This is a genomic window from Kitasatospora sp. NPDC048298 (assembly GCF_043201465.1).
In the GTDB taxonomy this organism is placed as follows: domain Bacteria; phylum Actinomycetota; class Actinomycetes; order Streptomycetales; family Streptomycetaceae; genus Kitasatospora.
Map to the genome: position 1 here is coordinate 1 of NZ_JBICYZ010000092.1, position 21,823 is coordinate 21,823.

General features: G+C 70.8%; 15 protein-coding genes. 8 read left to right on the plus strand and 7 right to left on the minus strand.

Translation table 11 applies throughout. The annotated features are described in order from the left end of the window. Positions 1–231 precede the first annotated feature (231 nt). Both ACGF0D_RS39705 and ACGF0D_RS39710 read left to right on the plus strand, forming a co-directional pair. A complete protein-coding gene (locus tag ACGF0D_RS39705) occupies positions 232–2,205 on the plus strand; it encodes a transposase (RefSeq protein ID WP_392924944.1) in 1,974 nt (657 codons plus the stop codon). Between the two features lie 289 nt (positions 2,206–2,494). Next, positions 2,495–3,505, plus strand: coding sequence for a TniB family NTP-binding protein (locus ACGF0D_RS39710; protein ID WP_392924996.1), 1,011 nt, complete (start codon positions 2,495–2,497; stop codon positions 3,503–3,505). A gap of 1,015 nt (positions 3,506–4,520) precedes the next feature. On the opposite strand, the gene ACGF0D_RS39715 is transcribed toward ACGF0D_RS39710, so the two are convergent. Then, complete coding sequence (locus ACGF0D_RS39715) at positions 4,521–4,709, minus strand: hypothetical protein (RefSeq protein ID WP_392924946.1); 189 nt, start codon at positions 4,707–4,709, stop codon at positions 4,521–4,523. A 286-nt stretch (positions 4,710–4,995) separates the two neighbouring features. Here ACGF0D_RS39715 and ACGF0D_RS39720 point away from each other — a divergent pair, with 286 nt between their 5' ends. Then, positions 4,996–5,748, plus strand: coding sequence for a hypothetical protein (locus ACGF0D_RS39720; protein ID WP_392924948.1), 753 nt, complete (start codon positions 4,996–4,998; stop codon positions 5,746–5,748). A gap of 210 nt (positions 5,749–5,958) precedes the next feature. Here the strand turns inward: ACGF0D_RS39720 and ACGF0D_RS39725 are convergent, their stop codons facing one another. Together ACGF0D_RS39725 and ACGF0D_RS39730 are read right to left on the minus strand one after the other, a co-directional pair. Next, positions 5,959–6,264: a barstar family protein gene (locus ACGF0D_RS39725; protein WP_392924949.1), complete on the minus strand. Its 306-nt coding sequence runs from the start codon at positions 6,262–6,264 to the stop codon at positions 5,959–5,961. Between the two features lie 687 nt (positions 6,265–6,951). Next, complete coding sequence (locus ACGF0D_RS39730) at positions 6,952–7,164, minus strand: hypothetical protein (RefSeq protein ID WP_392924951.1); 213 nt, start codon at positions 7,162–7,164, stop codon at positions 6,952–6,954. Between the two features lie 164 nt (positions 7,165–7,328). Here ACGF0D_RS39730 and ACGF0D_RS39735 point away from each other — a divergent pair, with 164 nt between their 5' ends. From ACGF0D_RS39735 to ACGF0D_RS39750, 4 genes are all read left to right on the plus strand, one after another. Further along, the gene (locus tag ACGF0D_RS39735) at positions 7,329–8,060 is read left to right on the plus strand and encodes a TnsA-like heteromeric transposase endonuclease subunit (RefSeq protein WP_392924953.1); all 732 of its coding nucleotides are present in this window, start codon (positions 7,329–7,331) and stop codon (positions 8,058–8,060) included. Continuing rightward, on the plus strand, positions 8,057–10,396 hold the full coding sequence (locus ACGF0D_RS39740; RefSeq protein ID WP_392924955.1) for a Mu transposase C-terminal domain-containing protein: 2,340 nt from the start codon (positions 8,057–8,059) through the stop codon (positions 10,394–10,396). Before ACGF0D_RS39735 ends, ACGF0D_RS39740 begins: the two co-directional genes overlap by 4 nt. After that, the gene (locus ACGF0D_RS39745; RefSeq protein WP_392924957.1) at positions 10,390–11,406 is read left to right on the plus strand and encodes a TniB family NTP-binding protein; all 1,017 of its coding nucleotides are present in this window, start codon (positions 10,390–10,392) and stop codon (positions 11,404–11,406) included. The genes ACGF0D_RS39740 and ACGF0D_RS39745 overlap by 7 nt, the downstream gene beginning before the upstream one ends. 110 nt (positions 11,407–11,516) lie before the next feature. Continuing rightward, positions 11,517–12,443, plus strand: coding sequence for a TniQ family protein (locus tag ACGF0D_RS39750; protein ID WP_392924959.1), 927 nt, complete (start codon positions 11,517–11,519; stop codon positions 12,441–12,443). A 416-nt stretch (positions 12,444–12,859) separates the two neighbouring features. On the opposite strand, the gene ACGF0D_RS39755 is transcribed toward ACGF0D_RS39750, so the two are convergent. Together ACGF0D_RS39755 and ACGF0D_RS39760 are read right to left on the minus strand one after the other, a co-directional pair. After that, entirely contained in the window at positions 12,860–13,228 is a 369-nt protein-coding gene (locus ACGF0D_RS39755; protein WP_392924961.1) for a hypothetical protein, read from the minus strand. Positions 13,229–13,657: 429 nt separating this feature from the next. Continuing rightward, a complete protein-coding gene (locus ACGF0D_RS39760; RefSeq protein ID WP_392924962.1) occupies positions 13,658–17,692 on the minus strand; it encodes a polymorphic toxin-type HINT domain-containing protein in 4,035 nt (1,344 codons plus the stop codon). Between the two features lie 404 nt (positions 17,693–18,096). Between ACGF0D_RS39760 and ACGF0D_RS39765 the strand changes: the two genes are divergently transcribed. After that, positions 18,097–20,310, plus strand: coding sequence for a trypsin-like serine protease (locus ACGF0D_RS39765; RefSeq protein ID WP_392924964.1), 2,214 nt, complete (start codon positions 18,097–18,099; stop codon positions 20,308–20,310). Positions 20,311–20,663: 353 nt separating this feature from the next. Here ACGF0D_RS39765 and ACGF0D_RS39770 read toward each other — a convergent pair whose 3' ends face one another. After that, positions 20,664–21,107 (minus strand): DUF2399 domain-containing protein, encoded by a 444-nt coding sequence (locus ACGF0D_RS39770; protein ID WP_392924966.1) that lies wholly within the window; start codon positions 21,105–21,107, stop codon positions 20,664–20,666. A gap of 295 nt (positions 21,108–21,402) precedes the next feature. Continuing rightward, positions 21,403–21,819, minus strand: coding sequence for a hypothetical protein (locus ACGF0D_RS39775; RefSeq protein WP_392924968.1), 417 nt, complete (start codon positions 21,817–21,819; stop codon positions 21,403–21,405). Between the last annotated feature and the right edge of the window lie 4 nt (positions 21,820–21,823).

Genomic DNA, 21,823 nt, shown 5'->3' on the forward strand with positions numbered 1-21,823 from the left:
GACCGCCGTCCCCATGGGGAATTGCGTGAACGTCCGGGTGGGGAATTACGTGACGCCGACACCGCTCCAGGCGGGGAATTCCCTGATCGCCGACACGCTGACCCCACGTTCGCCCTCACCGGCCCCGGGCCGGAAAGCGCACCGGAGACCGCGCCGCAGTGGGGCCTGATCGAGACGGCCCCGGCCGCGGCCAGGGAGCGGGCGCTGGCGTGGCGCCGGCACATCCGGGAGGTGGAGACCGGCCACCCCGACGGGGCCGCAGCCGGCTACGTGGCCAACGAGCGCTACGACCCCGGGCGGTACACCCTGGCGCAGCGGGAGCGGGCCAAGGCCGAGGAGCTCACCGCGCTCGGCTTCGGGCGGATCTCGCGTTCCACGGTGCAGAAGATGCGGCTGGACTACCGCAAGCAGGGCCTGTGGGGGCTGATCGACCACCGTTCGACCCGCGGGCCCAGCCCTGCGGGGCGCACCGACGAGCGGGTCGTGGCCGCGGTGAAGGAGGCGATCCGGCGCCGGCGTGGCCGCTCCAAGGGCACCGTGAAGGCGCTGTTCCCCGTGGCCGCCCGGATCCTCACGGAACGGCACGGGGATGCGGTGGCGATGTGCTCGCAGGCCACCTTCTACCGGCTCGTGGCCCAGCTCACCGACCCGCGCGAGGACCTGCACGGGCGCGGAGACGGCGTCCCCGGGCCCAGGGAAGGACGGGCGTTCACCCCGACCGTCGCGCTGCGCCCGGGCGAGCAGGTCCAGGTCGACACCACCCGCCTGGACGTCCTCGCCGTCTTCGACGACGGCACCCTGGGCCGGCCCGAGCTGACGATCGCCGTCGACGTCGCCACCCGCTCCATCCTGGCCGCCGTCCTGCGCCCGGCCAGCACCAAAGCCGTCGACGCCGCGCTGCTGCTCGCCGAGATGGCCGTCCCCCACCCCGCCCGGCCCACCTGGCCCGCGGTGCTGCGCTTCGCCCGCTCCTCCATCCCCCACCGGGAGGAGCTGATGTCCGTCGACGAACGCCTGCACGGCGCCGCGGCGCGGCCGGTGGTGGTGCCGGAGACGATCGTCGTCGACCGGGGGAAGATCTACCTCTCCGAGACGTTCACCGCCGCCTGCCAGAGCCTCGGGGTCAGCGTCCAGCCCGCACCGCCGCACGCGCCGACGGCGAAGGGAATCGTGGAGCGGACGTTCGGGTCCATCAACACCCTGTTCTGCCAGTACCTGCCCGGCTACACCGGCTCCAACGTCACCGAGCGCGGCCGCGACGTCGAACAGCACGCCTGCTACAGCGTCGCCCAGCTGCAGGACCTCCTCGACGAATGGCTCGTCCACTGGCACCACCGCCCCCACAACGGGCTGCGCCACCCCGTGCTGCCCAAGACCAAGCTGACGCCGAACGAGATGTGGGACGCTCTGACCGCCGTCGCCGGGCACGTCCCGGTCCCGCTGACCGGGCGGGATTACCTCGAACTGCTGCCCGTGCGCTGGCTCGCCATCAGCGACCACGGCATCCGCCTGGGCCAGCGCACCTACGACCACGACCTCCTCGGCCCCTACCGCGGCCAGCCCTCCCCCGTCCCCGCCCGGGCCGGCCGGTGGGAGGTCCACCACAACCCCCACGACCTGCGCCAGATCTGGGTCCGCCTACCCGGCCACCCCAAGGGCTTGGTCGAGATCCCCTGGATCCACCGCGACCACGTCCACCAGCCCTTCGACGACCGCACCTGGCAGCACATCCGCACCACCGCCCTACGCCGAGGCGACAGCGGCCAGGAGCAGCACGAGGCCGACCTCGCCCAGGCCCTCGACGACCTGATCCGCCGCGCCGCCGCCGGACACGCCACCCGCACCGAACAGGCCCTCCTCACCCGCGCCCACCCCGCCCGCATCCCCCAACCGGCCAGCACCGGCGACGGTGCAACGCAGCCGGTACAGCCGGGGCAGGAAGACCGCCCGGGCACACCAAGGCCGCCGGACGCGACCGGACGAACCGCGCGCCGCCCCCGCACCGGGGGCGGCGCGGACACAGGCGGCTGGGAAGACACCGAGAGCCTGGACGCCCTGGACACCGAACCCGACACCGGCCAGTGGACCGACGACGAGGACGACAGCGACGACTGGAGCAGCGGACATCCCGCCGGCCACTCCCCTGCCCCGCCCTACACCGGCCTCGGCCTGTGGAACGCCCACCAGGAAGCCGAACGATGGTGAACACCCACCACCACACCCCCGGGGCCGACAACGGCCGACGTCACCACCACTCCCGTTCCGGACCGGCCGCGGCCCCGGCGGCGCAGCGCGGCCGTGCCGGAGCGTTGCGCGGCCGTACGGGGGTCTTACGGCACTGCTGGCCGCGCCACCGAGCGCTCCCCTGGGCCGGGCACACGGTGCCCGGTCACAGCCCCCATCGCGGGTACCGGCACGCTCCAGCACCGGTGGGCACCAAGGGAAAGGAGCACAGGCGGTGAACAGCGCCGGCACGAACACCCCGAACGCCGCGGTGGGGCCGGCGGAACCAGCGCCGTACGCGGTCGACACCTGGCATGGCTTCCAGACCTTCGCCACCACCCCCGCCCCCGCACCACCCGCCCCCGGAGACCCGCAGCGCAGCACCGAGGAACGCCTGGCCTACCACTCCGCGTTCGTCACCGTCCGCACCCCCGCCATCGACACCCTCGCCCTCACCGTGCGCCGGCTGATGCTGCTCGGACGCCACCAGCGCACCACCGCCCGCCCCAGCCTGATCCTCACCGGGCCCGCCGCCACCGGGAAAACCACCGCGCTCCTCGAAGTCGGCCGCGCCTGCCACCTCGCCCACAGGCGACAACACCCCGCCCCGCCCGGACAGCAGCCGGTGGTGCCCGTCGCCTACGTCCTCGTCCCCCCAGGAGCGAGCGCCAAGACCCTGACCGCGGGCTTCGCCCGCTACCTCGGCATCCCCGTCACCGCCCGCACCACCCAAGCGCAGCTCATGCAGGCCGTCTGCCACACCTACAACACCGCCGGTGTACGCCTCGTGCTGATCGACGAGATCCACCGCCTCAACCCCCGCACCACCACCGGCGCCGAAGCCGCCGACCTCCTCAAAGACCTCACCGAACGCATCGGCGCCACCTTCGTCTACGCCGGGATCGACGTCACCGGCACGGCCCTGTTCAGCGGAGTCCGCGGCGCGCAACTCGCCGCCCGCGCCAGCCTCGTCGAAACCGGCGCGCTACCCGCCCGGCTCGGCAACCGCCGCCCGTTCACCGACCTCGTCACCGACCTCGAAGCAGCCCTCGACCTCCAGCGCCACCGGCCCGGCAGCCTGGCCCGCCACGCCCCCTACCTCCACCAGCGCACCGCCGGACGTATCGGCAGCCTCGCCCGCCTCATCCGCGAAGCCGCCCTGGTCGCGATCCTCGACGGCACCGAACGCATCACCAAAACCACCCTCGACGCGGTGCGCCTGGACCACCAAGCAGAAACCCACCACCCGCCACGCCCCCACGCCCGCAGGCAGGCCCGATGAAGACAGGGACACCAGCCACCAAGCGGCTGAGAAACCCTCAACAACAGTGAGAACACCGCCCCGGACAGCCGGGGCCAGCCCGGCCCGCACCCGACATGAGCCGAGAACACCCCAAGATCAATGAGAACAGCCTTCCGGCGAGCGCCCGGACAGCCCCCACGACCCCCCACCCGACCAGGCAAAACAGCCCTGACCAGCCAAAACACGAAAACAGCCATTAACACACAGCGAAACCCTCAACACCGACCACCACACTCACAAAACCCACGACATCCCCAGCCCACAGCCACCGTCCAGCACCGCGAACCCTCACCCACCCGTTCTCACCCCATCGACAAAACCCCAGCCCACACGCCATCCCACACCGCAACTACACCCCCCTGAAACCTCACCCGCCGACACCTCGACCGCAATTCCAAGCCACCCAGAAAGTCCCGCACAGCGTCAACGACGCAATTCCCGCAGCAACACCACCAAACCGAACACCCGGGCCAGGACGGCATCCAGGGCGCAGCGGGCGGGAGTGGACCGCGTGGTGGCCGGTAGCGTGCCTGTCGTGCCCTCCGACCAGAACACGCCGGCCTGCCCTACATGCGACCAGCCCCTCACGGGGCTCGCCATGGCTCTCTTCAAACGGGACGACGACGGCAAGCGCACCTGCCGCGCCGTCTGGGGCTGCCCTCTGAGTCACGTCTGGTGGCAATGGGCGGACCGCCCCCACCTCCCCCTCGAAACCTGTCCCCGTCCCGACCTCTTCACCTGACCAGCGGCCCACAACAGAGCCCCAGGCTGGCCAGGACCGGCCACCAGGGCCTCCAAGGAGCGCGCGGCCAGGACGGCACCGGGCGCAGCGGGACGGCTCGGCGGCCAGCCAGGGCGCAGCGGCGGGGCGCGGCGCCGGGCGGGGCGGCGGGGCAGCGGGAACCGCCGAGGCCGGCGGACCGAGCAGCCGGTGCAACACCGCACCGCAACACGCCCAAGCGGGGGTGCAGCCCTCCATCGGTTGACTCCGCGCTCAGGGGCTGCCGCCCATCCGGCTGATGAGCCCGTCTCTGGTTATTCCGTGTTCCTGGCCCCAGGCCGCGAGGCGGTCCAGATCTACGGGGTCGGGCAGCTCGTGCAGCGCTTCCTCCGCCTCCTCCGAGTATCCGGCTCTCTGCAGTGCGGCAATGACTTCGCTCCGGCTGTATTCCATGATGATCATCTCGTTCGTCGCAACCCCCACACCTCCACTTTCGGCCTTGCCGCCGGCAAAGTCACGAGGACCCACCCGCCCCCGCTCCCGATCGCATAACACCTGGCCAGACCCGCAACACAGCCCCGTGCTACACCTCAGCGCAACACCGCGTTGCACCCACCACCCCGCCCAGCCCCACCCCAAGAAGGCCGGCACCCGGCAACGGCCCACTGCCCGCGCCCGAACACCCCCAGGACGGTGCTCCCGGAACGGCCAGCGCCTGGCGGTCGGCGGCCGTCGATAGGCTGACGGCATGACAGGCCTCCTGCAGTTCGGCGCGCTGCTGGCGCACCTGGCGGGCCAACGGGCGCTCGACTCCGCCACGCTCGCGGCGGCGGCCGGCACCGACCCAGCAGAGCTGCAAGCCGTGCTCGGCGGGCAGCCGCCGACCGGACGGCTGCTCAGGGACCTCGGACCGGTCCTCGGCCTGCACGCCGCCGACCTGTTCGTCCTCGCCGGACAACCGGTACCCGACGACCTGACACCGACCACCCGCAACCCGCACTGGTCGATCGACACCGTCGTTTACAACACGATGGTCATGCCCGCCGAGAACCGGCGACCGCTGCTGGACGCGATCCGGGCGCAGCCCCCGGTAGTGCGGGAGGGGCGTGGCGGGGTCGACCGGCCATACCACCGGTACGAGCCGGGCTTCGGCGCGGTGCTCCTGGAACTCGCCCACAGCCGGAACCTCACCTGGACGGTCACGGCCAAGGCCCTGTACGCGGTCACCGACGGCCGGATCTACCTGTCGCCGGCCACCATCGGCGGGGTCGGCCGCGGCACCGTCGAAGCGACCCCCGAGCTGGTAGCCGGCTTCGCGGGCGTGCTCGGTATCCCCGCCCCCGGCCTCGCCGCGCTCGGCGGCATCCACCTCCCCGACGACCTGCCGCCCCTCCACACCCGGGCCGCGGATCTCGCCTCGGTCATCTGGGAAGCCCGACGCCTGACCACCACCCAGCTCCACGACATCGAACTCACCTCCCGCCACCTCGCCAATCGCTGACCCCCCTCCCCACCAGGCCTCCCAGCCCGGCCGAAGACAACGGGAAGCGAGCGGACCCGGCCAGACCACGGCGGGGCGCAGCACCAGGACGGCGGCGCAGCGAGGTGGGCACCGCCACCGGCGGGGACAGCCTGGACGGGCGGCCGAGCCGGGCGGACCGGGGCGCAGTGGCAAGAGACCAAGGGGACGCGGCAGACCGGATCGAGTCGTTTATGCAGGCCGATCCGGTCCGTGAACGATGAGCCGGTTCTGCTCTCCGTCGAAGGTGCTGGCCAGGGCGTCGGCCTCCCTTTGGTGCCCTTCGAAGAGACCCCGCTGGTCGACGTGCACGACAAGGATGTCGTGGCTGTCGATCACCTCGGAGACACCCCGGGTCTCGATCGTGTCCGACCACGCATCCAGGTTCCGGCCGAACCACTTTGGCAGCCCGCAAGGCTTGCTCACCGCGTCCCAGAAGTCGTTCAGTGTCTCGATCTGCCGACCACGAAGGTCAACGACCAGCTCGCTGGCACTCATCCCAGCAGCGTAGCGAGCCAACCACCGGTCAAAGAGACGCAGCCTGGATCAACTGAGGCCAAAGGGCAGCCCAGACCACACACAGGAGAAACCGGGTATCCGCCCACGTCACACCACACGACACCACCCCACACGACAGCCCAACGCGACAGCAGGCGCGACGACCCCACACGGCCTCCCCCAGGGCTCCCGGACGTCCTCCACGGGCAGCCACCAGGGCGGCCTGACGGCCACCCAGCCGTCCAGCCGGAACGGCGGTGCCCAGCGGCCAGGGACAGCAGCACCGCGAGGCCCGCACACCGCCCCGGACGGCGGCACAGCAGGCAGGCAGGGCGCAGCAGGGCCGGACGGCGCGGGGCCCGGCGGCTCCACCCCGGACGAAACCGAACACCGACCCCCGCCACCACCCCGCCCGCGCAATTCCACCCGAATTCAGACCACCACCGGCAACCAATCCGCCAAAACAACCGAACGGGATACCTGGAGGAATTCATCCTCGAATGCGCCCCAACAACACCCCACCGGCCCCCGAGCGGCCCCACCGGACCCCCGACCCCACTCCGCCACCACACACAGTCACCAACCCGAGCGTGAGTCACCACCCATCCGGACACCCCAACAGGACCAACCAAAGGTCCAGACAACCTGGCATATAGAGCCAATTTCACGCCCCACAACACCAACAGGTCACACCCGCCGGCCCCTCGCCGGGTGGAGCTTGGCGTGCAGCACCCGGTCTTCCCACCCCGGATCGTCCGGAGCGGAGACCAAGGCGGCTACCTGCTCGCGCTTGGTCGGGGCGGGCAGCACTGACGGGCCCAGCTCCTCCGTCTCCCGGTCGCTGACGCACTGCGGGCGCTTCAGCCAGTCCGGGCCGGCCTTCTCCCGCAGCTCCAGCAAGGAGCCGGCCTCACCGCCGATCGAGCCCCGGCACGTCCAGTACAGGCACAGCAGGCGAGAGGCGCAGCACTCGTTGGAGTGAACGGTGCCTGTTCTTCTATCTGCCGGATTCTCAACGGACTTGACTGCCTGGCGGCGGGTCTCTGCGGTGAGGAGTGGGTTTGATGGATGCGGCGAGGGTGGAGGCGTGCTTCGTCACGGTCGCTGGCGAGGTGGTCCAGCAGCGCCTGGGGCGGGCGGCCGGACAGGTGCGGTTCGAGGAGTTGGGGCCGGTTGCGGCGTTCCCGGTGGTGCCGGGGCGCAGCTGGGGTCCGGGGTGGTGGTGGTCTTCGACGACGGGGCGGTTGGTGGCGCACGGGTCGATGGCGATGCGGATGCAGTTGATGCTGCTGGACCGTGAGCGTTCGGTGACGGGTCTGGCGGGGCGGCCGGTGCGGCTGCTGTGGCGTGAGGAGGACGGAGTGGTGCGTTCCTGGGTGCCGCAGTTGTTCGCCCGCTACGCGGACGGCGGGGCGTTGCTGGCCGACTGTCCTGCCGTTGCGGGCGTGGGCGGGCTGGCGGCGCAGCGGGCGGCGCGGGTGCTGGCGCAGGTGTGTGAGGGGGTGGGGTGGGTGTATCGGCGGTTGGAGCCGCCGTCGCCGGTGGTGGCGGCGAATGTGCGGTGGCTGGCCGGGTACCGGCATCCGCGGTTCGGTGCTGACGGGGTGCTGCGTGAGGCGGTGCTGGCGGCGTTCGCCGAGCCGCGGCCGCTGGCGGATGGGGTCGCGGCGGTGGGTGTGCCGTTGCGGGCGGGGCCGATGGTCTTCCATCTGCTGTGGTCCGGTGCTCTGTCCACGGAGTTGGCGGATCGGCCGTTGGACGCCGGGACCGTGGTGGGCCGGGGGGTGGCGGCGTGAGCGGCGGGTCGGGTCGGCGGGTGCTGGCGGTGGGCGCGCACATCATCTTCGACGGGCGTTCCTGGCAGGTGGTCGGGGTGGAGGGGCAGCTGGTGCGGCTGGCCGGCGAGCGCGGGGAGGTCGCGACGGTGCTGGCCGGGCACCTGGTGGCGGCGCCGGACTTCGCGGTGACCGGCGCGCGGCCGCAGGCGGGGGTGCCGCAGTGGGGGCTGTTCCAGACGGTGCCGGTGCGCGAGCAGGAGAAGGCACTGGCCTGGCAGCGCCACATCCAGGAGGTCGAATACGGACTCGCCGGCGGGGAGGGCGCGGCGGGGGTGCCGCGGCCGCAGTACGACCCGGAGCTGCATACGCTTGCCGAGCGGGAGCAGGCCAAGGCCGACGAGCTCACGGCCCTGGGGTGGGAACACGTCGCTGTCAGCACCGTGCAGCGGATGCGGTTGAACTACCGGCGCCAGGGGCTGTGGGGGCTGGTCGACCACCGCACCACCAAGCCGGTCAGCCGCACCGGGCGCGCCGACGAGAAGGTCGTCGCCGCGGTGCTGGAGGCGCTGCGGCGCCAGCGCGGCCGCTCCACAGGCACGGTGAAGGGGCTGATGCAGCTCACTCGTCAGGTGCTGGACGACCGGTACGGTCCCAGGGCGGTGAAACTTCCGGCGCAGGCGACGTTCTACCGGCTGGTGAAGGCGCTGGCCGACCCCGCCGAACCGCCCGGCCGGCCCGCGCGCACCGCCACCGCCTCACCGGGGCGGCCGTTCACGCCCACAGTGGCGCTGCGCCCGGGCGAGCAGGTCATGCTCGACTCCACCCGCCTGGACGTCATGGCCGTCTTCGCCGACGGCACCACGGGCCGCCCGGAGCTGACCATCGCGCTGGACGTCGCAACCCGCTCCATCCTGGCCGCCGTCCTGCGCCCGGCCAGCACCAAGGCCGTCGACGCGGCGCTGCTGCTCGCCGAGATGGCCGTCCCGCACCCGCTGCGCCCCGGCTGGCCCGGCGCCCTGGCGATGTCCCGCGCGCCCGTGCCGTACGAGAACCTTCTGGACGCGGATCCGCGTCTGGAGCATGCTGCGGGCCGCCCGGTGGTGGTGCCGGAGACCGTGGTCGTCGACCGCGGCCGGATCTTCCTCTCCGCGGCGTTCCTGGCCGCCTGCGAGAGCCTGGGCATCAGCGTGCAGCCCACCCCGCCCCGGCGCCCCTCCGCCAAGGGGCACGTCGAGCGCGCCTTCGGGTCCATCAACACCCTGTTCTGCCAGCACGTCGCCGGCCACACCGGCTCCAACGTCCTGCGCCGCGGATCCGATAGCCAGCGCGAGGCCGTGTGGAGCGTCGCCCAGCTGCAGGACATGCTCGACCAGTGGGTCACCGTCGAGTGGCACAACCGCCCCGCCGAGGGACTGCGCCACCCCTCGATGCCCGCCACCGCCCTGACCCCGAACGAGGTGTGGGGCGCCATGCTCGGCGCCACCGGGCACGTACCGCTCCCCCTGACCGGCGACGACTACATCGAACTGCTGCCCGTGGTCTGGAAGCCCATCACCGAGCGAGGCATCCGCCTGAACCACCGCACCTACGACCACCCCGCGCTCGGCGACTACCGCGGCCAGCCCTCCGGCACCAGCGCCCAAGCTGGCCGGTGGGAGGTCCACCACAACCCCCACGACGCCCGCCGGATCTGGGTCCGGCTCGGTGACGGCGGCTTCACGCCCATTCCGTGGATCCACGCCGGCCACGTCCACCAGCCCTTCGGCGACCAGCTGTGGCAGCACCTCAAGGACACCGTCGCCCGCCGCGGCGACCGCGACCGGCACGAAGCCGACCTCGCCCAGGCCCTCGACGACCTCCTGCGCCGCGCCCGAAACGGCACCGCCCACCCCCGGGAACACGCCCTGATCACCCGCCAGGCACCCGCCGCCCTCCCCCACGACGACACCAGCGGGCCTGGTGGGCCCGTCGGTGCCGTGGAGGATCCTGGCGGACAGGGCCGAGGACGCGGGAAGACGAGGCGCCAGAAGCAGACCGCCGCCGAGGAGAGCTCCAGCCCCGGGCAGCAGCCTGACGACCACGGACCGGCTGTTCCGAGGCCGCGGCGGGCCGGCGCCGCCCGGGCCGGGACGGCGTCCGGGGAGAACGAGATGCCCGCGGCGCTGTTCGACGCCGCCGCACCGTGGCCCACGCCGATGCCACCCCACGGAAGTCAGGCCCCGGGCGACAAGGACGGCGAGGACGGCCTCGACCCCGGTCCCGGCTGGGACGATGAGGACGACCTCGACGACGCGGATACGGGGGACGCCGGTTTCGGGCTGTACGACGCCGCCGAAGAGGCGCAGCAGTGGTAACCCCGACCGTCCCTCAGCCCGCGGCACAGGCCGGGACCGCCACGCCCACCACCTGGGAGGAATGGCGGCGCTTCGTCGACCGCAAACGACCCGCGCCGCCCTCCCCCGAGGGGCCCCGGCGCAGCGCCGCCCAGCGGCTGGCCTACCACTCCCGGTTCGTCGTCGTGCGCACCCCCGTCCTCGAGCAGATCACCACGACCGTGCGCTCCCTGACCCTGCTCGGGCGCCATCAAGAGGGCACCGCACGGCCCGGAGTGATCGTCACCGGGCCGCCCACCACCGGCAAGAGCACCGCGCTGCTCGAGGTCGGACGCGCCTTCGACCTCTACAACCAGCCCGTGCGCGGCCCGGTGCCCGGGCGCACCGCGGTCGCCTACGTGCTGGTCCCGCCCGGCGCCAGCGCCAAGACTCTGGCCGCCGAGTTCGCCCGCTTCATCGGCCTGCCCGTCACACCCCGCATGACCCAGGCCCTGCTCACCGCCACTGTGTGCAGCATGTACGCCAGCGTCGGGGTGCGCCTGGTCCTCGTGGACGAGATCCACCGCCTCAACCCCCGCACCACCAACGGCTCGGAAGCCGCCGACTTCCTCAAAGACCTCACCGAACGCCTGCCCGCGACCTTCGTCTACGCCGGCATCGACGTCGCCGACACCCCACTGTTCTCCGGCGTGCGCGGCGCCCAGCTCGCCGGACGTACCTCACTGATCGACTGCGACCCCCTGCCCGCCCGGATCGGCGACCAGACACCGTTCCGCTCCACCGTCGCCGCGTTCGAGAACGCCCTCGACCTCACCGCCCACCGCCCCGGCTCCCTGCGGCGCCTGGCCCCCTACCTCCACCAGCGCACCGTCGGCCGCATCGGCAGCCTCTCCCGCCTCATCCGCCAAGCCGCGATCACCGCAATCCTCGACGGCACCGAGAAAATCACCAAGACATCGTTGGACGCGATCACCCTCGACCACCTCGCCGAACAACACCACCGCCCCACCCGCCCGGCCAGGCGGCGGTGAACACCCCGCCCGCGCCCGGACACGCCCCCGCCGCGCCATCGGCAGGCAGCGACACCAGAGCGAGCTGGAGGGCCGGAAAGACGCCCGCCGGGCCCGGTACCCAGGCCGGTGTGAGATGGCCGGTACCGGCACCCAGTCTCCTGGACGTCCGGCCCCTGCCCGCGGAAGGCACCGCGTCCTGGCTGCAGCGCGTCGCCACCGCCCACCACCTGTCCCCGGCCCACCTGCTGGACGGCCTCGCCATCACCGTGACCGGCCGCCCCAGCCGAACACCGGGAGGCAGTGAACTCCACCTCGACCACCCGGCGCAGCACCGCCTGGCCGCGTTCACCCGCATCCCCCACCACCACCTCACCCGCGCGCTGCCCTGCCTCGGAGCTCCCTGTCCGAACCCCGCCGACGGCGGGCACACGCCTATGGGCCACGGAGGCGGCCACGCCTCCTGGCGCAGGCTCGACCCCCGACACGCACCGCTGCGGGCCTGCCCCTCCTGCACGCGTCGCCGCACAGGCGGCACCACCGGCCGGGCCTTGGCCTACCTGCCCGACCACACACGGCTGTGCCCACGCCACAATCACTGGGCCGCCGGCCCCCACCACAGCCTGCGAACCGCCGCGCTCCCCGAACTCACCCGCGCCCACACGGGCCATCAGCGCCTACGACGCCGGACCGGCGCCGCGGACGCGTGGACCTGGGCCACCGCGATCACCACCCGCTGGCACGACCACTCCACCCACACCACCCTCGCCGCCCGCTGGCAACACCGCCGACGACTCCTCCAGACCACCAACCCCGGCGTCCAGCCCGTGATCGGCTCCTGGACACTCCTGGCCCGTGACGCCGTCACCTACCCCGAAACCGTCACCCTTGCCCGCACCCTGGCCACCACCAGACTGTTCCCCGCACCCCGCCACGGCCACCCCCACCCAGCCGTCCACACCTTCCTCGACCACACCGCCACCGCGCTCGACCTAACCCACCTCACACCCCTGGCCGGTGACCTCCTCACCACCTGGACCCACCACCACACCCGATGAATCCCCCCGGGCCAACCGGGCGCCAGCCACCCCGAGCCCACCCAGCGCATACAGGGCTCTCATCCAAACTACGGGAATCCCCACCACTTCTCACGCGACCTGCAAGTTCTCAACCAACCACCAAAATCCGCAGGTCACACCACCCTGACGCTCAGCCAGCAACACCCCCGCAAAACCATCCCCGCCCCGAACACGACCCCACCACGGCCTGGACCTTCTCAACCAACCCATCAACCCCCAGCCCGATAACAAGGCTCATCAGCCGATCACCGACCCGCCACAGCTCGGCATGGGCGCCGGAATTCTCCTCGGTGCTCACGGACGATCCGAGGACCGATTGAAAAAAGGCGATCCGCACAGCCTTGTCGAGATGGTCGGTCCGAAAGACAAATCGACGCCCAGCAGGCCATCGGTTTCTACTCGGCATCAAGGTACTGGTACTCGCTGTTTGCATTTTTGATCACTACGTCCCCATCACGGACCTGCCACTCACTCTGACCTTCGACCTCGTGCCTGGCGAGGAAGAGGCCGATCACTCGGTCGTTGTCCTCATCGGAAGCAGGTAGCCGCGCCATAAGACGCAACTGATCCAGCAACCAACCGGCGTATTGCTCGCGCATGCATGCTCCGAAGAACACCCAATTCATCCAGTTGTACTGCACTCCCGGGAACGTCCAGCCCTCGATGTACTGGCGATCGGGATCGGCAGCAATGATCCCCTTGATCTGGGCAAGCTGCTCGTCGTCGCACTCGAGCCAGCCCCTAATACTAACGAAGACACTCATGACGACTACTCCTCCAAGTCCTCGAACGCCTTATGGCACGACAAACACTGCGATCCCCGGCCTACTTTAGACCGGCTGGACCGGCTGAACGAACCCGCCGTACCTACTCAAGCCGACCCTAGAATTCACACAACCCACCTACGCGCCAGGCTGGAGGTGGCGGCCTAAATCGATTACCGCCTTGCAGGAAAATGAAAAACGCTTCGCAACCCCGTCGGATGAAACTTCCGACGGGGTTGCGAAGGCGGCAATGGATCGCCACAGCCCAGCTAAAACACTACCGGAGCGACTTTTCCGAACCCCGATGATCACTCACGGAGTGGTCGTCTGATTTATATATAAAAGAAATCAGGACAGCACGGGCAAGCGATAGACGGCAATCCTCGACACATCAGAGGCGTCGGCCGCCCACAGATATCGCGCGCCCCTCTATCCCAGCGGGCTTATATCGACCACCGGCTCGATGCCGTAGCGCTGTGCATACTCTTGGATTTTCCTGATAACATCCGCCGTCGGCGGTCCCTCGAAGTGGAAGTACGGGGTGCGGCCAGTCATGATGGACTTCTCGAAAACCTGCTTCATCTGCTTTCGAAAGTCGCTACCCAACTTCATTCCAGCCGGCTTTGATTCTGCAATGTATTTATCGCTGATTACATCGTACTCTTTCCCGAGAGAGTCTTTCTCGAATTTGACCGACGGCCTGCCGCCAATCTTTTTTGCCAGGGCATCGGCGGCCGGGTCTCTCGCGTCTACATCGATCAAGCGTCCGAGCCCGGCGTTGCAGATGTCCTCGTTGTGCGTGAGGACGGGCGTGGTCCCCGCCAGCACGTAGTAGGTGTGCAGGTCGGCGACGGTGAGGTTGTAGGCGGGCTGGAGGGCTGTCCAGTGCCGGACTGAGGTGACCTGGGCAGTGGCCCCGGTGTCGGTGCGCAGGGTGTCGCCGGGGCGGATGTCACCGGCGTCGGTCCACTGGGTGGTGCTCTGGGCCCAGAAGGGGTGGTGGTCGGTGGCGGTGACCGTGGTCTGCTGGCTCTTGTCGGGGGCGGTGACGGTCAGTTCGGTGAAGTTGAGGTCGTCGGGGGTGTAGATGGTCGCTTCGACTCTGCGAGGCTCGCTTTCGCCGGTCCTCGGGTCGGTTGCTTGGACGCTGTCGCCGGTCTTGACCTGTTCGATGGGCTTGGTCGTACCGTCGCCCATGAGCACGAGGGTTCCGGCCGGGAAGCTGTTGCGGGTGCAGATCTTGGTGACGATCTTCGCCGCCTTCTTGGCGCCGGTGACCCAGCCCCAGGCGGCTTCGACCCCGTCGAGGGCCTTCTTGCCGAACTTCTTGACGAACTTGGCGCCGGCGCTGGCCCAGCCGGCGATGGGGATCATGCTGAAGCAGGACAGGCCGAAGTCGACGCCGCTGGCGTAGTCGGCGAGGTATTCGCCGCCGGTCCACAGGCAGTTGATGAGGTCGGCGGCCTCTCCGACGCCTGGCACCAGCCCGATGATGTCGAGCTTGGTGTGCATCATGTCGGCGAAGCGGTCGTAATTGGTGTAGTCCTCGGGATTGAGGCTGGTGCCGACGTACTTCTGGAACGCCATCATCCCGTTGAGCACGTCGTTCCAGTCGACGCCGCTCTCCTCCGCTTCCTGGCGGAGTTTCATGTACGTCTTGAACGCCTCGATCTGCTGTACGTCGTAGGCGTCTTCCGCTTGAGCCTGGGCGATGGCCTGCGCTTGCGCGGCATCGCTGATCGCGGCGGCGTTCTCAGAGGACTGGTGCGCGTTCTCCGCGGACTGGCGGGCGGCCGCGACGGCGGCGTAGGCGGTGTCGGCAGACCCCCGGGCCGCGGTGGCGCTGCCGGCGGCACGGCGCGCGGAGTCCTGTGCGCTGAAGGCACTCACCTGGGCCTGGGCGGCGGCTTGCTTGGCCTGGGCGGCGGAGGTGCGGGCCTGGGTGGCGGACGTGTCAGCTGCGGTGGCGGACTTCTGCGCGTCCGTGGCGTAGCCGGCGGCGGCGTTGGCGTATTTGTTGGCGTCGGCGGCGGCTTGGTTGGCTTGGTCGGCGGCGTTGTTGGCGTCGGCGGCGGCCTTGGCGGCGAGGGCAGCTTTCTGTTGGGCGAGGGCGGCGGTTTGTGAGGCGGTGTTGATGGTGTTGGTGATGGTGGCTTCGTGGGCCCGGGTGAGGTCGTCTCGCTGCTTGGCGCGGTAGCGGCCGGTGGTGAGGAAGTCGGTCTTGGCCGGTGAGGGGCTTTCGATGGCGATGGCTGCGGCAAGTTTGACTTCTTCGCCGCCGCCGTCGCCGCCGGTTTCGAGGAGTTGGGATATCTTGACCTGGTCGTCGGCGGCCTTGGCGGTGTACTGGCCGCGGGTGAGGAAGGTGGTCAGCGCGTCGGCGGTATTGGCTTCCAGGGCGGCTTGGGCCGCGGCCTTGAGGGCCGGTCCTCCGGTCTCCAGGATCTGGGAGGTCTTGACGCGGTACTCGTCCAGGGCCACCTGGTGGCGGCCGGTGGTCAAGAAGGTGTGGACCTGGGCGGGGTCGTTGGTGGCCAGGGCGTTGGTGGCGGCGGTGCGCACCGCGGCGAACTCGCTGTTGTCGGCGAGTTGCTCGGCCTGGAGGATCTCGTCCTGGTGCAGGGAGGCGGTCCAGCCGGAGCGGACGTAGTCGATGACGGCCTGGTCGGAGCCGGTGAGGGCATACTCGGCGGCCGCCTTGCTCCAGGATCCGCGGGTCTTGAGGGCCGCGAGGGCCATCTTGCGGCCGTTGGCGACGACGGTGCCGATGTCGGAGCCGGGCTGGGCGGCCTGGGCGGCGAGTTGGGCCGCGGTCTGGTCGAGGGCCAGAGCCTGGGTTTTGGCCTTGTCGGCTTCGGTGACGCTGAGGTCGAAGGCGGCCTTGAGGTCGCGGGCCTGGTTGGTGCCGGTGGCCTTGCGTGCCTCGCGTTCCTCCTTCTCGCTGTCGAGGGCGAGCTGGTGGACGGCGATGGCCTTGTTCACTGCTGCTGTCGCGGTGTTGGCGGCTTCTGCCGCGCTGTTGGCATGCGCGGTGGCGCGTCCGGCTGCAGTGGTGGCGTTGCCTGCGTGCAGGGTGGAGTTGCGGGCGGCTTCGGCCGCGTTCGCCGCGTGGGTGGCGGCGGATCGGGCCGCGGTGGCGGCTTCGCGGGCCGCGGTCGCGGACTGGTCGGCGAGGTCGGCGGCCTTGTTCGCCGAACGCTGGGCCTCGGCGGCGTGGCGTTGGGAGGAGGCGGCGGCCTGCTTGGCTTCCTCCGAGTAGGCGCCCGCGGCGTTGGCGTAGTCGTTGGCCTGGTTCGCGGCCAGGGTGGTGAAGGCGAGGTCGTTGAGTGCGCCGAAGGCGGCCCGGGCGGCGTCGCGGGCGCCGGCAGCGGCGCCCGCGGCGCGGTCGGCCGCGTCGGCGGCGTACTGGGCGCGGCCGGCAGCCTGTTCGGCGGCCTTGGCGGCCTGTTCGTCGACCTTGCCCTGCGCGGCCCACGTCAGCGCGCGGCCCGCTGCCTGGTCGGCGCCGGCCGCGGCGGAGGCTGCTTGCTGTGCGGCGGCGGCGGCCAGGCGTGAGGCGGTGTTGGCGGCCTGAGCGGCGGTGATGGCGGCCTTCGCCGCCACCGCGGCCTGCCGCCCGGCTTCGGCGGCGCGCTTGGCCGCCGCGGCGGCCTTGGCGGAGTCGCCCTGGGCGGCCTCGGCTTCGGAGCGGGCCTTCTCCGCCGCCTCGCGGGCCAGGCGCGCTCCCGTGACGGCCTGGTCGGCGGCTTCGAGGGCGGCGTCCTTCTCGCGCTCGGCCTGGTCGCTGGTCTCCTTGGCCTGCTGGGCGAGCTGGGCGATGTCGGCGTACTCGCGGTCTCGGGCGGCGGCGATGTGCTGGCCGACCGCCAGGAACTCGGTGATGTCGTCGAGCGAGCCGTCCAGGGCGAGCATGCCGGCCTGCTTGGTGGCCGGCCCACCCGTCTCGACGATCTGCGAGACCCGCACCCGCGCGTCGCTCTCACGGGTGACGTCCTGTTTGTGGGCCAGGAACTCGCCGACATCGTCGATCGAGCCGTCCAGCGCTTTGAGGCCGGCGGCCTTGGTCGCCGGCCCGCCCGTCTCGACGATCTGCGAGACCCGCACCCGCTGGTCCTGCGCCAGCGGCGCCCCCCAGCCGTGGTCCAGGAACGCGGCGATCGCCGTCTTGTCGTGGCTGTCGAGCGCGGCTGCGGCCGCCTTGCGCAGAGCCGGACCGCCGGTCACGACGATCTGCAGGAGCGCCTGCTCGTTGTCCTTGGCCTCCGCCTCGGCCCATGTGGGCCCTTGGCCGGAGCCGTTGGCACCGAGGAACGCGGCGACCTTGTCGTCGCCTCCTGTGAGGGCCTCCTCGGCTGCGGCCTGCACCGAGGTGCCGCCGTCCTTCCACGCCTGCAGCACCCGGCCCCGGTCGGTCAGCACCGGGACCGTGGGGGCGGTGTCCGCCGCTACCGGTGTCGCGGACACCAGCGACACCATCAACGCCAGCGGTAGCACCCCGCGGCACAGCCACCGCACCACGGACCCCCTCCCCCTGAATATCTCTCTACGCCTGCGTGAACTCACGAAAACCCCTCTTCGAAAATATGAAACGCCGGAATTTGGCATCACGAAACCATCCCCGGGGAGGACGGGAGAATGTTCCGCCCTCCACCCCGGGGTGTATTTCAGTATTCGGAAACCCCCCTTGTGGACCCCCAGTTGACCGTCTCGACGCAGTTGGTAGGCATACATTAAGGTCTGCGCCTGACGGGGCGCCAGGATGCATCGGTCGGCGAGATGCCCGGTTTACCCTCGAATGCGTGAAAAGAAATATTCATCCCCGAGCAAAGCAGAGGTTTTTGATGAGGCATCGTGCTTCGGGTGCGATAGTGGCGTCAGCCGCCCTCGCCGCCACCGTGTTGACCGGGCTGGCTTCCACCGCGCCCGCACTGGCCGACACCCCGGCCGCGAACGCCCCCGCCGCGGTCGAGGACGGTGCCTACCCCGGCGCCGCCCAGATCCTGGCCGACAAGGGCATCACCCTCACCCGCGGCGACGGCGGCATCACCCTCGCCGACTGCGCCCTGCCCGGCAGCTATCAGGTCAAGGTCCTTGCCCGCACCGCGATCGAGGACGACGGCGACACCATTTGCTTCGCCGCCCCCGGCGCCAGCGGCTACCTCGCCTTCACCATCCCCGACGCCTATCGCGTCACCACGTACAACCGCTCGGTACGTGCGAGCCTGTCCACCGACCAGAAACCCACCGAGACCACCGACGTCCCCGCAAACGGCACCAAGGGCATCGGCGAGACACTCGACCCCAGCACCCACGCCGTCCTGCTCGAACTGCGCATCACCGGCTCCACCGCCACCCCGCCCGCAGGGCAGCCCGCCGACCCCGCCACCGCCTTCACCGCCCACCTCGCCGTCGGCGACCAGGGCCGCGCCTGCACCGGCGCCCTCGTCGACCCGATGTGGGTCCTCACCGCGAAGTCCTGCTTCGCCGACGACCCGAGCACCGTCGCCGCCGGCGCGCCCAAGGCCGCCACCACCGCCACCATCGGCCGCGCCAACCTCAACACCACCGGCGGACACCAGTACAAGATCGCCGAGCTCGCCCCCCACGCCGACCGCGACCTGGTCCTGGCCCGCCTGGAGACGCCGGTCTACGACATCGCACCGATCACCCTCTCCACGGCCGCGGCAACCAATGGCGGTGCCCTGAGCGCCGCCGGCTACGGCCGCACCGCCACCGCTTGGACCCCTGGCACCCTTCACACTCCCGCCGCCACAGTCGGCACTGTCGCCGCGACCGGCTTCGACCTCGCCCCCACCGCCCCGGGCCTGCTCTGCAAGGGCGACGCCGGTGCACCCCTGTGGCGCACCGAGAACGGCAAGCCCGCACTCGTCGGCATCGTCACCCGTGCCTGGCAAGGCGGTTGCCTCGACACTCCGACCACCGAAGCCCGCACCGGCGCGGTGGCCAGCCGGGCCGAGGGCCTGAGCTCCTGGGTCTCCTCGACCGTCGCGACCAGCCCTGTGGTCAAGTCCGACACGAAGTTGACGTCCGGTCAGTCGATCACCGGGGCGGACCTGAAGCTGACCATGCAGGCGGACGGCAACCTGGTCGTCACCCACAAGCAGGCCGGTGGCGGAGTGCTCTGGTCCACGGGCACCTCCGGGAACGACGGTGCCTGGGCGTACGTGCAGCCGGACGGCAACCTCGTCGTCTACAAGAAGGACGGCAACTCCGCCGGCAACGGCGCCGGCAGCCTGTGGGCGTCCAACACCTACGGTCAGAACGGCGCGTTCCTGCTGCTCCAGGCCAACGGCGACCTGAGCATGATGAAGGCGGACGGCAGCGCCGCCGTGTGGTCCGCCGGCACCACCCGCCTCGACGCGAAGCTGGACAGCGACACCAAGATCAAGACCGGCCAGTGGTTCCAGTCGCAGACCGCCGTCGTCGAGATGCAGGAGGATGGCAACCTGGTGCGCTACCGCCGTACCGACGCCGCACCCACCTGGCACACCAACACCTCCGGCAACAAGGGGGCGTCGGCGTACGTACAGCCGGACGGCAACTTCGTCGTCTACAAGAGCGACGGCAACCCGTCGGCCGGCACCGGCGCCCTGTGGGGATCCAACACCTGGGGACAGAACGGCGCATTCCTCAAGCTCCAGGACGACGGAAGCCTCGTGCTGTACAAGAAGGGCGCAGCCGAGACGGTCGCCAACTCCCTCTGGTCCCCCGGCACCTTCCGTCCGGTCAGTCAGCTCTCGGCAGGCCAGCAGGTGTACGCGAAGACGACCCGCCTGGTGATGCAGTGGGACGGTGACCTCGTCCTCTACCGCCTCAGCGACAACACGGTCCTGTGGCACAGCAACACCGCTGGCAACAACAACGCCTTCCTTCGCGTCCAGGCCGACGGCAACGCCAGCGTCTACGCCGCGGATGGCAGCCGCAGCCTCTGGGCCTCCGGCACCTTCTGGTCGGCAGGCGCCTACCTGAAGCTCCAGGACGACGGCAACCTCGTCGTCTACAAGGCCGACGGCGGCGAAGGCATCGGCGGCGCGATCTGGGCCACCAACACCCACGCCTGACCACGACGCACCTGCCGTCCCCGGGGGAAGGCCGGGCGGAACCGTACTGCGGTCCGCCCGGCCTTCCGGCATGCTGTCGTCCCCCACTGAGCGTCTCCCCGCTGGAACTGGCCATGACGTCGCTGGTGGCCATCGCCTGGGCGGGGTTGCTCGGCGCCGCACCACCTGGCAGAGGCCGGCCCCGTTCCGGTTTCCGGGGCCGGTTGGGAGGCTTCGGCGCGCCTGAGGCCAATGGCGGTGCCCCGGGCTGTGGCGTCATCACGCAGAACGGTTGGAACGGTGCGGGCGGGACTGCTGGCACAAGCGGAGCCCGGTCGCACATGCGGGGCGCCGGCCGGCGATACTGTTCGCGGTCAATGTCCGGCTTGCGGTGGATGCCCGGTGAGGACGTCACCGAGGAGCGTATCGATCAGGCCCTCTTCGAAGGCGGGCCGCCGGTGGCGGCGTATTGCCGCTTCCAGCTCCGGGTCCCATGGGGTGGGTGGAAGGTGTGCCGGGTCCAGGGGGTAGTTCCACCGGTCGGCGCTGGCGCTCAGGCTGGCTTGGTAGTCGCCTGCGGCCATGCGCCAGGGGACAGCGGCGGGCTGAGCAGTGGTGATGGCGCTGACGTGGCGCAGGCCCGCCGTGTCGAAGTCCGCGCGGACCGCGATGCGCCACCCGGTCTCGGCCAAGCGGGCGATTGCGGCGACCTCCACGGCGGACGGGGTGCCGCTGGTGCATACCAGCCGGGCCGTGGGGGGCAGCGGCATCCGTTCCTGGGTGGCCGCGACGACGGATGGATTCTCGGTGACGAACACCCAGGCCTGCGGGTCCGGCGGACATCTCCCGGTCCAGGAATCGGCGCAGCGGTGTGCGGGGGCAGCTGAGGCCGGAGGTCAGGCTCATGCCGTCCACCGCCGGTCGGTGGCTCCGTGCGGGCCGGGTCGGCGGGAAGCGGCACGAGGGTGCCGGGGCGGGGCGTGGTCGGGGTGGTGGTGGTTCGTCATGCCGGGGACGCTAAGAACGTCCTCTGACAGGTTGTAGGACGAACGGAGCAGCCGCGTCGCCCGGGCGGGGACGTCTTCACCCGGCCGGGCGGACCTGGCGTGCGCGTCAGGCCGGGTCGTTCGGCGGGAAGTGCCGCTGAAGGATCTCGGCCCACGTGGGCACGGTGACGAAGCGGCCGGTGTCGTCGGCCTGGGCCTGGACGAGTTCCAGCAGGGCCGCGACGAACGGGTCTGCGGCCGTGCTGGCCGGGAGCGCCGCGGCAGCCTCCCGTAGCCGGCTGTGGGCAGCAGGGAATGCTTCCTTCGCCCACGCGTCCTGCTCCTTGACCTTGGCGGCGCCGGCCTCCATCAGGATCCGCCGGACCGTGTGGGTGGGGCACTGATCGGTGTGCCAGATTTCCCTGACGGCCATGTCCCGGCCGACGGTGATGGTGCGGACGTCGCCGCTGTCCGGTCCGGCGTGGCAGTCCTTGCAGGCGACAAGACTGCGGGGCTTCGGCTGCTCCGGATTGGAGTCAGTCACAGGG

What these genes read in the sequence shown, in the direction of transcription:
- ACGF0D_RS39715 (WP_392924946.1), bottom strand. Translation starts at nt 4,709, where the DNA reads ATGATCATCATGGAATACAGCCGGAGCGAAGTCATTGCCGCACTGCAG.
- ACGF0D_RS39720 (WP_392924948.1), top strand. Translation starts at nt 4,996, where the DNA reads ATGACAGGCCTCCTGCAGTTCGGCGCGCTGCTGGCGCACCTGGCGGGC.
- ACGF0D_RS39725 (WP_392924949.1), bottom strand. Translation starts at nt 6,264, where the DNA reads ATGAGTGCCAGCGAGCTGGTCGTTGACCTTCGTGGTCGGCAGATCGAG.
- ACGF0D_RS39735 (WP_392924953.1), top strand. Translation starts at nt 7,329, where the DNA reads ATGGATGCGGCGAGGGTGGAGGCGTGCTTCGTCACGGTCGCTGGCGAG.
- ACGF0D_RS39755 (WP_392924961.1), bottom strand. Translation starts at nt 13,228, where the DNA reads ATGAGTGTCTTCGTTAGTATTAGGGGCTGGCTCGAGTGCGACGACGAG.